The organism is Aliishimia ponticola, assembly GCF_004803475.1.
Taxonomy (GTDB): domain Bacteria; phylum Pseudomonadota; class Alphaproteobacteria; order Rhodobacterales; family Rhodobacteraceae; genus Aliishimia; species Aliishimia ponticola.
In genome coordinates this window covers 649,024-663,259 of sequence record NZ_SRKY01000003.1, presented here as the reverse complement: position 1 = coordinate 663,259, position 14,236 = coordinate 649,024, and the positions used below count along the sequence as shown (strand labels likewise).

At 56.9% G+C, this 14,236-nt stretch carries 13 protein-coding genes; 10 read left to right on the top strand and 3 right to left on the bottom strand.

Going from position 1 to position 14,236, the window contains the following annotated elements; translation table 11 throughout:
* The 3 genes from E4Z66_RS14385 to E4Z66_RS14375 all read left to right on the top strand — a co-directional run.
* Nucleotides 1–437, top strand: a 437-nt coding sequence (locus tag E4Z66_RS14385; RefSeq protein WP_211097157.1) for a hypothetical protein, incomplete at its 5' end; no start/stop codon positions are given.
* A 285-nt stretch (nucleotides 438–722) separates the two neighbouring features.
* On the top strand, nucleotides 723–1,628 hold the full coding sequence (locus tag E4Z66_RS14380; RefSeq protein WP_136463699.1) for a hypothetical protein: 906 nt from the start codon (nucleotides 723–725) through the stop codon (nucleotides 1,626–1,628).
* Nucleotides 1,625–2,362, top strand: a complete 738-nt coding sequence (locus E4Z66_RS14375; protein ID WP_136463698.1) for a hypothetical protein — start codon at nucleotides 1,625–1,627, stop codon at nucleotides 2,360–2,362. Before E4Z66_RS14380 ends, E4Z66_RS14375 begins: the two co-directional genes overlap by 4 nt.
* 724 nt (nucleotides 2,363–3,086) lie before the next feature.
* Here E4Z66_RS14375 and E4Z66_RS14370 read toward each other — a convergent pair.
* From E4Z66_RS14370 to E4Z66_RS14360, 3 genes are all read right to left on the bottom strand, one after another.
* Nucleotides 3,087–3,317: a hypothetical protein gene (locus tag E4Z66_RS14370; protein ID WP_136463697.1), complete on the bottom strand. Its 231-nt coding sequence runs from the start codon at nucleotides 3,315–3,317 to the stop codon at nucleotides 3,087–3,089.
* Between the two features lie 122 nt (nucleotides 3,318–3,439).
* Entirely contained in the window at nucleotides 3,440–4,678 is a 1,239-nt protein-coding gene (locus E4Z66_RS14365) for an L-rhamnose isomerase (RefSeq protein ID WP_136463696.1), read from the bottom strand.
* Between the two features lie 21 nt (nucleotides 4,679–4,699).
* The gene (locus E4Z66_RS14360; RefSeq protein ID WP_136463695.1) at nucleotides 4,700–6,802 is read right to left on the bottom strand and encodes a bifunctional rhamnulose-1-phosphate aldolase/short-chain dehydrogenase; all 2,103 of its coding nucleotides are present in this window, start codon (nucleotides 6,800–6,802) and stop codon (nucleotides 4,700–4,702) included.
* Nucleotides 6,803–6,989: 187 nt separating this feature from the next.
* Here E4Z66_RS14360 and E4Z66_RS14355 point away from each other — a divergent pair, with 187 nt between their 5' ends.
* The 7 genes from E4Z66_RS14355 to E4Z66_RS14325 all read left to right on the top strand — a co-directional run bounded on the left by E4Z66_RS14355 (nucleotide 6,990) and on the right by E4Z66_RS14325 (nucleotide 14,110).
* Nucleotides 6,990–7,802, top strand: a complete 813-nt coding sequence (locus E4Z66_RS14355) for a DeoR/GlpR family DNA-binding transcription regulator (RefSeq protein ID WP_136463752.1) — start codon at nucleotides 6,990–6,992, stop codon at nucleotides 7,800–7,802.
* Between the two features lie 25 nt (nucleotides 7,803–7,827).
* Nucleotides 7,828–8,823, top strand: coding sequence for a rhamnose ABC transporter substrate-binding protein (gene rhaS / locus E4Z66_RS14350; protein ID WP_136463694.1), 996 nt, complete (start codon nucleotides 7,828–7,830; stop codon nucleotides 8,821–8,823).
* Between the two features lie 80 nt (nucleotides 8,824–8,903).
* Nucleotides 8,904–10,445, top strand: a complete 1,542-nt coding sequence (locus tag E4Z66_RS14345) for a sugar ABC transporter ATP-binding protein (protein WP_136463693.1) — start codon at nucleotides 8,904–8,906, stop codon at nucleotides 10,443–10,445.
* Nucleotides 10,442–11,422: an ABC transporter permease gene (locus E4Z66_RS14340; protein WP_136463692.1), complete on the top strand. Its 981-nt coding sequence runs from the start codon at nucleotides 10,442–10,444 to the stop codon at nucleotides 11,420–11,422. Before E4Z66_RS14345 ends, E4Z66_RS14340 begins: the two co-directional genes overlap by 4 nt.
* Nucleotides 11,419–12,420, top strand: coding sequence for an ABC transporter permease (locus E4Z66_RS14335; RefSeq protein WP_136463691.1), 1,002 nt, complete (start codon nucleotides 11,419–11,421; stop codon nucleotides 12,418–12,420). Before E4Z66_RS14340 ends, E4Z66_RS14335 begins: the two co-directional genes overlap by 4 nt.
* A complete protein-coding gene (locus E4Z66_RS14330) occupies nucleotides 12,417–12,734 on the top strand; it encodes an L-rhamnose mutarotase (protein ID WP_136463690.1) in 318 nt (105 codons plus the stop codon). Before E4Z66_RS14335 ends, E4Z66_RS14330 begins: the two co-directional genes overlap by 4 nt.
* Nucleotides 12,731–14,110, top strand: coding sequence for an FGGY-family carbohydrate kinase (locus E4Z66_RS14325; RefSeq protein WP_136463689.1), 1,380 nt, complete (start codon nucleotides 12,731–12,733; stop codon nucleotides 14,108–14,110). The genes E4Z66_RS14330 and E4Z66_RS14325 overlap by 4 nt, the downstream gene beginning before the upstream one ends.
* Nucleotides 14,111–14,236 lie beyond the last annotated feature (126 nt).

Below are 14,236 nucleotides of genomic sequence, written 5' to 3'. Positions count from 1 at the left end.
TCGGTTTCATGCAGGCAGCGTTTGACATTAAATCCGGTATGCGCCGCTATATAGACTGGAATGATCGCGTTCAAAATCTGATGAGCCAGGGAGCTCTCGAAATCGAATGTCTCCTGGCAGTATTCAAGAACAAACATTTCCAGCCCGGCCCCGGCGTTTCGCGGTGCCTGTTCCTGCGGAAACAGGAAAACGGACCTGTCGCCATCACGAAACCGGGTCAGCAACCTGCGGTTCAAATACGGCTTGGGTCGCGCGACGAAATCTTCGGCAACGCTTTCGTGCAAGAAACAGGTGATGCCTGCCGCCAAGCAGCGTGGTGTCTGTCCTTCGGTAAAGACCACGCCCCCAAGAACCGCGCCATCGCACACGAGTCGATCCAGAAGATCAGGCAGCCACGTCTCCCAGTCCTCGGTGTCTGGCAGGTATCGTTTCCATAATGCGACAACGGCCCTACCGTCACCCGGTTGCATGGCGCGCGCATTGAGCGGTTCTGTCATCAATCAAACCCTACCCTTTAAGGGGATTGAATAGGGCAATGCAGCTCGGCACACAATTGGGGGTGGGCTTGTCCGTTCATGAACTGTGAGGCGGCAAGCAGGTAAGATTGAAAGTCAACCGTATCGAGTTTTCGGTGTCTTTATTGCTGGGAAGCAAAAAGGTTCGCCTTTCCCCTTGCGATTTGGCAATTACGAAAACATCGGCGCAAACGTAAGGGTTCTGTCGTGCGAACATGTTTTTTCTGTCTGATAGCCGGTTTTGCAGTTTCCTTGGCGTCGGCAGGTGCTGCAGCAACATTGCATAATGTCAGCGTGGTCGCCTCTTGTGGTGTAGAACCTCCTGACTCTGAGACGGTCACCCTTTCGACCACTGGTCTTTCGTTGAATGCCAACGCGGGAACCGGACCAGCAGGTGCGTGTGGTGCATCCGCAATTGCAAGCGCGAACGCTGGAACGGTACAGGCACAAGCCCTGGTTGCAAACCCCGGGTTCGACAATGTTCAACAGCAAAATAAAGGGCGTGCAACCGCCTCCGCTTCGGTCACATACCAGTTTACTCTTCGCTCCGACTTTATCGGCGTCGCACCTGTTCCCATCTCCATAAACTTGCACGCGACGGGAAGCGTTTCAGCGACAAGCACAGCGCTGTTCAATGATCAGGGTTCGCTTCTGAACGGGGGTCAGCGGACGTCGGCCAGCCTTCGCGCCTTTGGCGCGATTTCCGATGGCGCCCTGTCATATACGTTCGAAGAACGCATCAGCGTCTCCGCAAATGTGGGAGACTCAGAGTTCGACTCTTTATCCGGCTCAATCACGACACCAAAGGTGTTGCTACGGCCAGGCGAAACGGGATCAATTTCTTTTGGTCTAGCAAGCAGCGCGTCTGGGCTTCTTGCCGGGCTAGAAGCGGTTGGATTTGCCAATGGTGGCAACAGTGTTTCATTCGCGCTCGAAGGCGATGTCTTCAATCTGCCCGATGGATATTTCATCGACATCGATGAACCCCGGATCGCCAACAACCGGTATTCCCATGCCGACACACCCTCACCGGTCCCGTTGCCTGCAAATGCCTGGTTTCTGGCTATCGGGTTGGTCGGCCTTCGGACGCTGAGGAAAAGGGCTAAGAGATGAAGTGCTGGTTTTCAATCGCTTGTCTGTTCCTCGCGGTCGAGGCGCGTGCAACAACGATTGACGAGGCGGCTTTGGACGCAATATTCGGTCAGGCAAGTTACGGTCAATCCGTCATAGATATTCGACTGCTGCCGGGCAAGTCACTTGCACGACCCGACTTATTGGATGTCAGGCTCGATCTTGTGGCTAACCCTTTTTCGGACACGCAGAACGTGGGGGAAGTCGGCAATCTCTTCGATCTTTTTGCTTTAGGTGCGGCAGAACCGATGGTTAATCTTTTCTGGGTGGAGTCAATCCGGGTATTTGGTCAGTTTGCATCCGGTATCGCGGAAGGGATCGGCACCGGAATCAGCTTTGCAGTGACCAAGGCCCCCGGTCCTTTGCAGGTCGAAGTGATTGCCCGCGAAATCGGGCTCCTGCTCGGGCTTGAGCATGAAGGCGCCCCGCAACCTCCGTTTTTTCGGACGGACTTCGGCGTCGATAACCTGATGTCAGTGTCCCCGAATAGCAAAACCACTTTGAACGCGACGCAGGTGGCGACAATTTTCAACTCCGACCTCGTGCAAGGCACGCAGTTTGCAGGCTTTTTTATAGATGTTCAGCCAATTTTGATCCCGGAGGAAATTGAAGTTGCGGCTGTGCCCCTCCCCGCGAGCGGGCTTCTCCGGTTGTTCTCGCTTTTCGGGATGACGGTGCTTGGAGGAAGGCGCGCTGACGCGCATCATCTGCGGTGACATCATCCTTATTTCAGTGCCGGTTTTTCTTGGCCTATGTTGGTTTTACCTTACCAAAGCAGTAACTCATGTGAAGTGCCGCGTCGGTCGAAGAGGGCTCTCTGACGCCGTTAAACGTTGCGCAGCATCCATTGCGCTCAAGCACCCCAACCTGTTTAGGACGGCCCTTCCTTAGCGTATGGGGAACGGGCGTTCAGGCAAAAGATCTATCAAGTGCTTTTGCAATGCGCTCTTCGGTTCCAGTAGACGGCCGCCGCTTCCAATTGCGAGTGGACCCGACCAGTGAGCATTGGCACATTGGAAGCAAATGAGTGCCCACCAGTCCAAGCGCCCATTCCTGACAGTCGCGATCCCATGGTTGGGTGTGTAGCACATAAATGGAAGTCTTCCGTCAGGATCGTTCCAAGCGGAGAGAAGCGCATGGCATTCATTATGTTCAAGAAAACGGCCCAGTATCCTACACGGCGCCTTTGTCTTGCCTGCTGTCACCACGGCATTGAAATCAAGGCCTGTGGCGGCTTCACGCGCGACTAATTTTTGGAGCCGCTCAGCAATTGCTTCGTCCGTCTCAGCTGAAAGAAAGTGGAAAATAAACAATGCATCCCACGGCTCGTTTGCTCGTCCTACAATTTCCAATGGTTCTCTCGCTCTCTCAAGATTAGAATTTAGAAGCCGGTATCGGATTCTTCGAAAGGCAGCTCCGTCCACTCAGCCGACCTTGACCTCAGGTTTCAGTCTCGGTTTGGTGCGCGGGCGCGGCGAACAGCATGAATGAGCCCATTCTGTAAATTCGGTTTTCCTGCTGCGTGCGCTCGCAGCGCAGGAAATTCTGCATGAGCGAGAAATAGCGTGCCGCCGCGCAGCAGGAAGACCGGCCATTCATGCAGACCGCAGCGGAAACGACACACTCAAGGATCAGGACGCGAACAAAGCTGACCTGTGCAACTGCAGCCATTGTTGACGCAACAAGTGCTTGCTGGTGCAGCGCCCTGAGCGCTGCTTTACAGCTTAAATCGCCAAACCGATCATTCGTTTAGTGCTGTTCGGATTTGGCGGTAGCTCTGCAGGGCAGCATGCTCAACCGCGGCCAGCGACGCTGGCTTGGTATCGGTGAAGGTCCGAGACAAGAGCTTGGCCGGAAGCGACGCCCATCCGGTCGCAGAACTCCGCCCAGACTGTTGCGTATGGCAAGTCCTTGATCTCTTCGGTAACAACCAGGCGGGACGTGTAGTCGAGGTTGTTTTCCGCTGACTTAAGCCCACCCCAAGGGGCCAGCAGCGCACGCAGCAGTGCCTTTTGCATGTTACGTGTGCCGATGACCCATGCCGCCGTGCGGCTGATCGTGGCATCAAAGAAATCAAGCCCGATATGGGTTCGCCCCAGCAGGTCCGCGCTCACCAGTTCTTGCGCCATCTGAAGGATCGCGTCATCCAGCAAGATCACATGGTCGCTGTCCCATCGCATTGGGCGGCTGACATGGAGCAGGATTTCGTCGACCGACAAGGCAACCGAGCTGAGTTTGTCGGCGACGTTTTCGGTCGGGTGGAAATGCCCCATGTCGAGGCACAGCAAGGTGCCCTTGCGGATCGCATAGCCCATGTAGAATTCGTGGCTGCCGACAGTGCAGGCTTCAACGCCGATGCCGAACAGCTTGCTTTCGACAGCATCGAGCACTTGCGCCTTATCCTGCGGGGTGGCCATCATCGCGTCGAGCGAATTTTCCAGCCGTTGGCGTGGCGCCATGCGGTCTACGGGCGTGTCTTTGTAGCCGTCGGGCACCCAGATGTTGTTGACACATGGGGTGCCAAGCGCGGCCCCCATTTGCGCCGCGATATCGCGTGAGCGTTTGCCGTGTTCGATCCAGAAATCGCGAATGCCCTGATCTGGATGGCTGAGTGTCAGATTGTCGTCGGCCTTGGCATGGGCAAAGAAGGTCGGATTGAAATCGAGGCCAAGGCCCTGATCTTTCGCCCAATCGACCCAAGGGGCGAAATGGCTGAATTCAATCTCGTCCCTGTCAGGGTTCTGGTCGGTATCAAGGTAACAAGCATGCAGGTTGAGCCGGTGCTTGCCGGGAATCATCGAATAGGAAAACTCTAGGTCCGCGCGAAGCTCGTCGGGAGTGCGGGCGCGGCCTGGGTGGTTGCCCGTGGCTTGAATGCCGCCGCCGGAACTACCGGTTTTTTGCTCGAACCCGACGACGTCGTCCCCTTGCCAGCAGTGCATAGAGATCGGGATGTCAGCCAGCCGGTTTAGTGCTGCTTCGGTATCTACGCCCAAATCTGCAAAGGCGGCTTTCGCGCTGTCATAGCTCATGTTGTGTCCCCCCTCGGACGCTTAGCGCGTGAACGCTTCTTTATTGCCGGCGTCAACGTTGATGATGTTGCCCGTGGATTTGGCCGACAGGTCGGACGCAAGGAAATAGGCCGCCTCCGCGATGTCTTCAGGCAGAACGGAGCGTTTCAACATTGAGCGATCGCGATACATTTCCTCCAACCCGTCCTTGTCAGTGCCGTAGGTGCCGGCCCTCTGGTCAAGCCACTCGCCCTGCCAGATCTTGGACCCCTTCAACACCGCATCAGGGTTCACAACGTTCACACGCACGCCCATCGGAGCGCCCTCAAGAGCCAGACAACGGGCGAGGTGAATTTCAGAGGCTTTCGCCGTGCAATAGGCAGAGGCGTTGGGCGAGGCCGCGAGGCCGTTCTTGGAGGCGACGAAGACCACCGCGCCGCCCATGTCTTGAACCTTGAACAGCTTGAAGGCCTCGCGGCTCACAAGGAAATAGCCGGTGGACAGGATCGACATGTTCTTGTTCCACAGATCAAGACTGGTGTCTTCAATGGGTGCCGAACTTGCGATACCTGCGTTGGAGACAAGGATGTCCACGCCGCCAAACTCTGCGGCGATTTCACTGTAGGCAGATGCGACAGCGGACTCATCGGTGACGTTCATGTTCACGGTGCGCACAACGTCTGCGGAGTATTTCGTGCTGAGACCTTCGAGGGTTTCAGCAAGGGCTGCATCATCAATGTCGGCCAGCATGACGCAGGCGCCCTCGCGCAAATAACGGTCTGCCGTGGCGGCCCCAATTCCACCCGCGCCGCCAGTGACCAAGGCCACGCGCCCAGCCATCGATTTCGGCGCGGGCATGCGTTGCAGTTTGGCCTCTTCCAGAAGCCAGTATTCGATGTCGAAGGCTTCTTGTTCGGGCAGGCCCTGATATTCAGACACCGCGTCCGCACCGCGCATCACGTTGATAGCGTTGACGTAGAATTCGCCTGAAATGCGGGCTGTCGCCTTGTCTTTGGCAAAGGTGATCATGCCAACGCCCGGGATCAGGTAAACCACCGCGTTGGGGTCGCGGATGGCAGGGCTGTCGTCGTGTTTGCAGCGATCATAATAGGCCTGATAGGCGACGCGATATTCAGCGATAGCCTCATCTAGGCCAGCGATAGTGGCATCTACGTTCGGCTTTGCAGGATCAAAATCGACCACCAATGGGCAGATCTTCGTACGCAGGAAGTGATCGGGGCAGGATGTGCCCAAGGCGGCAAGCCGCTCCATGTCCTTGGCGTTGACGAATTCCAGCACCGCATCGCTGTCGGTGAAATGGCCGACCATATGCTGTTGGCCAGACACATATCCACGGATGGCAGGCATCAGGCGCGCGGCGGTCGCGCGGCGTGAATCCGCATCGAGGCTGGAGTGAACCGCCCCGCCGAACGCATCCTTGCCAGCGGTTTTCTTGGCGAACCAATCCATCGCTGTCTGAATGACGTCCAGCGTCAGCTCATAGCAGTCCTTTGCGTCATCCGCCCAGGTGAACAACCCATGGCTTTCAAGGACGACGCCTTTGGCCTCTGGGTTCTTTTCACAGAAGTCGGACAGCCAAAGGCCCAATTCGTAGCCTGGTTTCTTCCAGGGCAGCCAGCCGATGCTGTCACCGAAGATTTGTTGCGTCAGTGCTTTACTGTCTTTGGCTGCCGCAATCGCGATGATCGCATCGGGGTGCATGTGATCCACGTGTTTTGCGGGCACATATGCGTGAAGCGGCGTATCAATTGACGCCGCACGCGGGTTCAGGTTGAAAGTGCAGTGGGGCAAATACGCGACCATCTCGTCCTCGAACTCGACCCCGCGATACAGCCCTCTGAGCGCGTTCAGCTTGTCCATGTAAAGTGTCGAGAACCCGTCCATTTTGATCGAACCCACGTCCCCGCCCGATCCTTTGACCCACAGCACCTCAGTCGCATTACCCGTCAGCGGATCATCTTGCATCACCTTCGCAGAGGTATTGCCGCCGCCGTAATTGGTGATTCTCTTGTCAGACCCCAGCAAATTTGAACGGTACAGCAGTTTCTCCGGCTCGCTCATCTTGCTGGCGTGGGCGGCATCCCATTTGTTTTCAAGATGTTGGCTATTCTTGGAAGATGTCATGTGTGTCTCCGTGGACGGCGGGTTAGGACTAACTATTCGAAATCAACGTGACGGCAGGCGGCGGGCAAGTCAATCATTTTCAGTCATAAACAATCATGCTGCGGTGCGGAATGATTGAAAATGACAAATAATGATTGACAAACTGTCGCGATTCGCCGCACGTTCAGAGCAATCAAAGGGACACCCCATGCACGAAAAAGATCGCCACAGAGTCATCCTATCCGCCGTTCAAGATCGATCCCTTGTGACCGTCGTTGACCTGTGTGCATTGACTGGCGCGTCGGAAGCGACAGTGCGGCGTGACATCAATACCCTGGATGAGAAAAAGCTGCTGCGCCGGGTGCGTGGTGGCGCGGAAGCGCTGACAACGACCCCATTTGTGGGCCTCGCAGGGCGCCCATTTTCCGTCAACGAGACGCTAAACAGTGCAGAAAAGCAGGCGATTGCCGCCGCCGCTGTCGAACTATGTGAAGATGGTGAGCCAATAATCATCAACGGTGGAACCACGACATTCCAGATGGTCCACCCACTTGCATCGCGCCGGATGCAGGTCTTTACCAATTCGTTCCCGATCGCCGAACATCTGCTGAAGAACACCCAAAATACGGTGATGTTGTCCGGCGGAATTATTTACCGCGAACAAAACATCATCCTGTCGCCGTTTGACAATGACGTGACCCGCAACTTCTACGCCAAGCGGATGTTCATGGGCGCGCAGGGCATCGGTCCGCTAGGCCTTATGGAAGGCGATCCTTTGCTGATCCAGGCCGAGCAAAAGCTGATAGGCCAAGCCGAGGAACTCATCGTTCTGGTGGACAGCACCAAATTTGAACAACGCTCCAGCCTTGTGCTGTGCCCACTTGAGCGGATCGACACAATCATCACCGACGACAAGATCGATGACCGCACGGCGACCATGTTGGAAACGGCGGATGTGACACTGATCGTGGTGCCCTCGGGCGCTGCGCAGAAAGAGGGGGTGGCAACACTGCCAGCCTGACCGCAACCACTCCAGGGAGGAAACCATGAGTGTACTGAAGAAACTGGCAGCATCCGCTGCAATGGCCGCCGCGATGATCGCCACGCCAGCGTTCGCACAAGACGATGTGCGCATTGCGATTGTCGTCAAAGCTCTCGGCATCGGGTTCTTTGAAGCTGCTGCAGAAGGCGCTGAAGAGGCCGCCGCTGAACTTGGCAATGTCGAGATCATTTATACAGGTCCAACCGACACCACCGCAGAAGGTCAGATCGAAGTGATCAATGCGCTGATCGCACAGCAGGTCGACGCAATTGCGATTTCCGCAAACGACACCGACGCATTGGTTCCCGCCCTGCAGCGTGCCATGCAGCGCGGCATCACGGTGATCAGCTGGGACTCCGGCGTTGCCCCCGAAGGACGCCAGTTGCACCTGAATCCGTCCTCCAATGCGTTGATTGGTAATATGATCATCAAATTGGCCGCAGATCACCTGCCAGATGGTGGCGAAGTGGCTTTGCTATCTGCGACGACAACATCAACCAACCAGAACATCTGGATGGAAGAAATGAACAAAGTGATGGGCGACTACCCCGGCATCGACGTTGTGGCGACGGTGTACGGCGATGACCTTGCCGACAAATCCTACCGCGAGGCCACAGGCCTGATGCAGTCTTACCCCGATCTTGATGCGATCATCGCGCCGACATCCGTTGGTATCGTGGCCGCAGCTCAGGCCGTTGTGGACGCTGGCAAAGTCGGTCAAGTGAATGTGACGGGCCTTGGCCTACCTTCTGAAATGGCCGGTGCAATTGAGTCCGGTGCCTCCAAGTCCTTTGCGATCTGGAACCCGATCGATCTGGGCTATTCTGCGACCATGCTGGCCTATGAGCTGAGCCAGAACGGTGTCGAAGCCGCCCCCGGCGCGGAAATCCCGATGGGCCGCATGGGCAACCTTACGCTGGATGAAAACAATGAAGGCGCCATGGCCGATCCCTTTGTCTACGACGCCAGCAACATCGATCAGTTCAAGTCGATCTTCTAAGTTGTCTCCCTGGTTCGGTTCGGCGCTGTACGTGCGCCGGGCCGAATTACCCCAATCCCTTATCCTGAGAGAGTATCGGCATGTCGACCCGCACCGCGTCCCCCATATCGCCTGACGTGTCCCCCATGGTCTCGATGGACATGATCACCAAGACATTTCCCGGGGTTAAGGCCCTGGATGAAGTCAAGCTCGATCTTTACCCCGGCCAAGTAACCGCCCTAGTCGGTGAGAACGGCGCCGGTAAATCCACGACCGTCAAGATCCTGACAGGCATTTACCAACCGAATGGCGGGACGATCCGCATCGACGGCGACCCAATTTCTTTTGCTTCCCCCAATGATGCTGCAAAGGCGGGCATCACGGCCATCCATCAAGAGACTGTTCTGTTCGATGAGCTTTCCGTGGCAGAGAATATCTACATCGGCCACGCACCCCGCACGCGGTTCGGCCTAATTGATACCGCTCAAATGCACCGCTCGGCCGCCAAGCTGCTGGCCGACATTGGCGCGCCCTTCAGTTCACACACCCAATTGCGCGATCTTGGCATTGCCAACAAACATCTTGTGGCGATTGCCCGCGCGCTGTCCGTTGACGCGCGCGTGGTCATCATGGACGAACCGACCGCGGCCCTGTCACACAAAGAAATCGAAGAGCTGTATGAACTGGTCGAAGCTCTGAAATCGCAGGGCAAAGCGATCCTGTTCATCAGCCACAAGTTCGACGAGATCTTCCGCATCGCCGACCGTTACACCGTGTTTCGCGACGGCGCGTTCGTTGGCGATGGCAGGATCGACGACATTTCCGAAGGCGATCTTGTAACCATGATGGTCGGGCGATCCGTGGATCAGATTTTCCCGCAAAGTGACCATGACATTGGCGATGAAGTTCTGAAAGTCGTGGGATATGAACACCCGACAGAATTCGCCGACATCAACTTCAGCCTCAACAAGGGCGAAATCCTCGGCTTCTATGGCCTCGTTGGCGCTGGCCGATCCGAGTTTATGCAGGCCCTGTTCGGGATCACGAAACCCTCCAAGGGCGTGTGCCGGGTCAATGGCGACATCAAGGTGATCCGCTCTCCGGCAGATGCCGTGTCCAACGGGATCGTCTATGTCCCCGAGGATCGCGGCAAACAGGGGGCGGTCATCGGATTGCCCATCTTCCAGAACATTACTTTGCCGTCCTTGAGCAAGACGTCCCGACGTGGGTTTCTGAAGCTCGCCGAAGAATTCAAACTTGCACGCGAGTATTCGCAGCGGCTGGACCTCCGGGCGGCATCACTTGACCAGGACGTCGGCAATCTGTCAGGCGGCAATCAGCAAAAGGTCGTCATCGCCAAATGGCTGGCGACCCAGCCTCAGGTGATTATCTTGGACGAACCCACCAAGGGCATCGACATCGGATCCAAGGCGGCCGTGCATGAATTCATGTCTGAGTTGGCCGCACAAGGCCTGTCCGTCATCATGGTCAGTTCGGAAATACCGGAGATTATCGGCATGTCAGATCGTGTGATCGTCATGCGTGACGGACGTATCGCCACCGAGCTGACGAAAGACGAATTGTCCCCTGAGACCCTTGTGCGCCATGCAGCGGGCATCACACCTGATGGAGCAGCGGCATGACCCGTTTTATACCCGTACGCGAAACGATTTTGGGCGGTGCCATCTTGGTGCTCCTCCTTCTGATTTCTTCCCGCTTTGCAGGCTTTGTCGCGCCCTCCAATCTGGCCAATGTGTTCAACGATACGGCCCCGTTGATCATCCTCGCGCTTGGGCAGATGGTCGTGATCCTGACCCGTTGCATTGATCTGTCGGTGGCCGCGAACCTTGCTTTGACGGGCATGGCGGTGGCAATGATCAACGTCGCTATGCCGGGCCTTCCGATTCCTGTGATCATCGCGATTGCGGTTCTGCTGGGTGCGATCATGGGTGCGATCAACGGGGTGCTGGTCTGGAAATTGGCGATCCCACCGATCGTTGTGACCCTCGGCACGATGACCATCTTTCGAGGCATTATCTTCCTGATTTCAGACGGGAAATGGGTGAACTCTCACGAGATGTCCCCGGCCTTCACCGACTTCCCACGCATGGTGCTGCTGGGACTGCCCGTGTTGTCATGGGCCGCGATCATCACGATCATCCTTTTCGGAATCATGATGGCGCGCACGCAATTTGGACGGTCCATTTTCGCGGTGGGCGGCAACCCACATGCTGCCGTTTACACCGGTATCGACGTTGGCAGAACCCAGTTCTGGGCCTTCGTTGTGTCCGGCGCGTTGGCTGGCCTGACGGGATACCTTTGGGTGTCGCGATTTGCGGTGGCTTACGTCGATATCGCAGGCGGGTTCGAACTTGAGGTCGTGGCAGCCTGCGTCATCGGGGGTATCTCGATCGCTGGCGGCGTCGGCTCTGTCGGCGGCGCGGTGCTGGGGGCAATCTTCCTTGGCGTCGTCAAGAACGCGCTTCCTGTCGTGAATATCTCCCCCTTCTGGCAACTCGCCATCTCTGGCAGCGCGATCCTGATTGCCGTCGCATTCAACGCCCGTGCAGGCCGCACCAAGGGCCGAATTATTCTCAAAGAGGCGGAGGCCACACAATGACGGACGCAACCCAAACCCGCCATGTCCCCGACCGCCTGAACAGCCGCGCTGCACGTATCTTCAAAAGCTGGGAGGCCTTGTTGTTGGCCGTGGCCATCGCGATCTTCGTGATCAACAGCTTTGCTTCCCCCTATTTCCTGAGCGCATGGAACCTCAGCGATGCGACATTCAATTTCACCGAAAAAGCGATGATCGCCTTTGCCATGGCGCTGCTGATCATCTCGGGTGAAATTGACTTGTCCGTCGCCTCCATCATCGCGCTGGCCAGCACGGCGATGGGTCTGGCCCTGCAATACGGGGCTGGCACGCCGGAGCTCGTTATCATCGGCCTGACGGTTGGTGTGCTCTGCGGTGCCTTCAACGGGTTCTTCGTCACGGTGCTGGGCCTACCGTCGATTGTGGTGACCATCGGCACCATGAGCCTGTTCCGCGGCATCAGCTTTATCATCCTTGGGGACGATGCATTCCGGGGTTATCCATCCAGCTTCTCGTGGTTCGGGCAGGGCTATATCTATTGGGTCTTCACAGTTGAGATGCTGCTCTTCGTGATCATTGCGATCATCTACGGTGTCCTGCTGCACAAGACCAACTTTGGCCGCGCTGTCTATGCTATCGGCAACAACCCGACGGGGGCATTGTTTAGCGGCATTCGTGTGCAGCGCGTCAAGTTCGTCCTGTTCCTCTTGACCGGCCTGATGTCCGGCATCGCCGCAATATGCCTGACATCGCGTCTTGGATCGACGCGACCCAGCATCGCGACAGGAATGGAGCTTGAGGTGGTGACAATGGTTGTCCTTGGCGGCGTCAATATCCTTGGCGGGTCCGGCACCATCCCCGGGGTGGTGATAGCGGCTTTCGTGATGGGCTTGGTCACCTTTGGTCTCGGTCTGTTGAACGTGCCCGGCATCGTGATGTCGATTTTCATTGGCCTGCTGTTGATCGGGGTGATTGCCCTGCCGCGCCTCTGGGCGATGGCTTCTGCGCGGCGCAAGTCATGAGCGAGCGTTACGTCTTTCGAATGCGGCTAAACGACGGAATGGCCGAAGAGTACAAACGACGTCACGACGCCATCTGGCCCGGTTTGGTCGACTTGTTGCACAACGCCGGCGTTAGCGACTATTCGATTCATCTGGACGAGGAGACGGGTCACCTCATTGGCGTTCTTACGCGAACGGAAAATCACGGGATGGAGGCCTTGCCAGACAATCCTGTCATGCAGAAATGGTGGATCCATATGGGGGACATCATGGAAACGAACGAGGATAACTCGCCCGTCGCTGTTCCCCTCACGCCGCTGTTTCATATGCCATGACCGCGCCGCGCCACATTGCAGTCATCGACATCGGCAAGACCAACGCAAAACTCGCGCTGGTCGATTTGTCGACCCTGACAGAAATGGCCGTCGTCACACGCCCGAACATCGTAAGATCCGCCCCTCCATATCCACATTATGATGTCGATGGGCACTGGGCGTTTCTTCTGGATGCATTGGCGACGTTCCATCGAGATCACCGTGTCGACGCAATTTCCGTAACAACCCACGGTGCGTGTGCAGCGCTGCTAGACTCGAATGGCGCCCTCGCTGCGCCCATCCTTGACTACGAACACACCTATCCCGCCGAGACCGTTAATGCCTACGATGCGATCAAACCCGATTTTTCAAAAACCGGATCGCCCAAACTCGCGGGCGGTCTGAACATTGGCGCACAGCTGCACTGGCTTTTTACAAGCGATCCGACCCTCAAAGGCCGCACCGCGCAAATCGTGACCTACCCGCAATACTGGGGGCACCGCCTGACAGGCGTGACCGCGACGGATGTAACATCCATCGGCTGCCATACTGACTTGTGGAACCCCTACGACGGGGCGTTCTCTGATCTACCGCAGAAGCTCGGCATTCGCGACAAGATTGCACCCGTTCGCCGCCCAAGCGACATCTTGGGACCGATTTCGCCAAAGATAGCAAAGGCCACCGGTCTTGCGCCCGATACGTCAGTTTGCGTCGGCATCCACGACTCCAACGCGTCGCTCTATCCGCACGTTGTGTCGCAGGACGGGCCAGTCTCAGTGGTCTCAACTGGAACGTGGGTGATCGTCATGTCAATGAAAACGGGTGGTGCGGTCACACTCGACCCGGCCCGCGATACCCTCGTCAACGTCAACGCGTACGAACAAGCTGTGGCCAGCGCGCGCTTCATGGGTGGACGTGAGTTCGAAGTGATCCAACAGGGCCAACGGGTCGAACCAACGAAGCAAGACGTGTCGGCAGTGTTGGACGGACCTCGCATGCTATTGCCATCCGTCGAAACTGGTTCGGGCCCGTTTCAGGGGAGCCAGATGCAATGGCGCGGCGATGAACCAGAGGTCGGTACGGGCCAACGGTCGGCCGCGCTTTCGTTCTATCTTGCCTTGATGACAGGCACTTGTCTGAAACTCGTCGGTGGGGCTGGCCCCACGATCGTGGAAGGGCCGTTCGCAAGAAACCCCGAGTTTCTCGCCATGCTGCATTCCGTTACGGCACGCCCGGTTCTAACGAATGCAGCCGTTACAGGAACGAGCATCGGTGCAGCCATGTTGCTCGGCGGTGATGCGTTTCCTCCTAAACTTGACCAATTTGAGACAACTTTGCCTTTGGACTCGCTCAGGATTTATGCCGATCTGTGGACAGAGCTGGCCGGCACCGTGTAGCCGCGAGACTTACGGAGCGACAGATCGTAGTCGGTTGTATGGTGATCTCGCCACCGCAGAAAACGTCCGCTTTCCATCGGGGATGACATCTCGGCGCTACGCAGCATTCGACACTCTGGGCTCCAA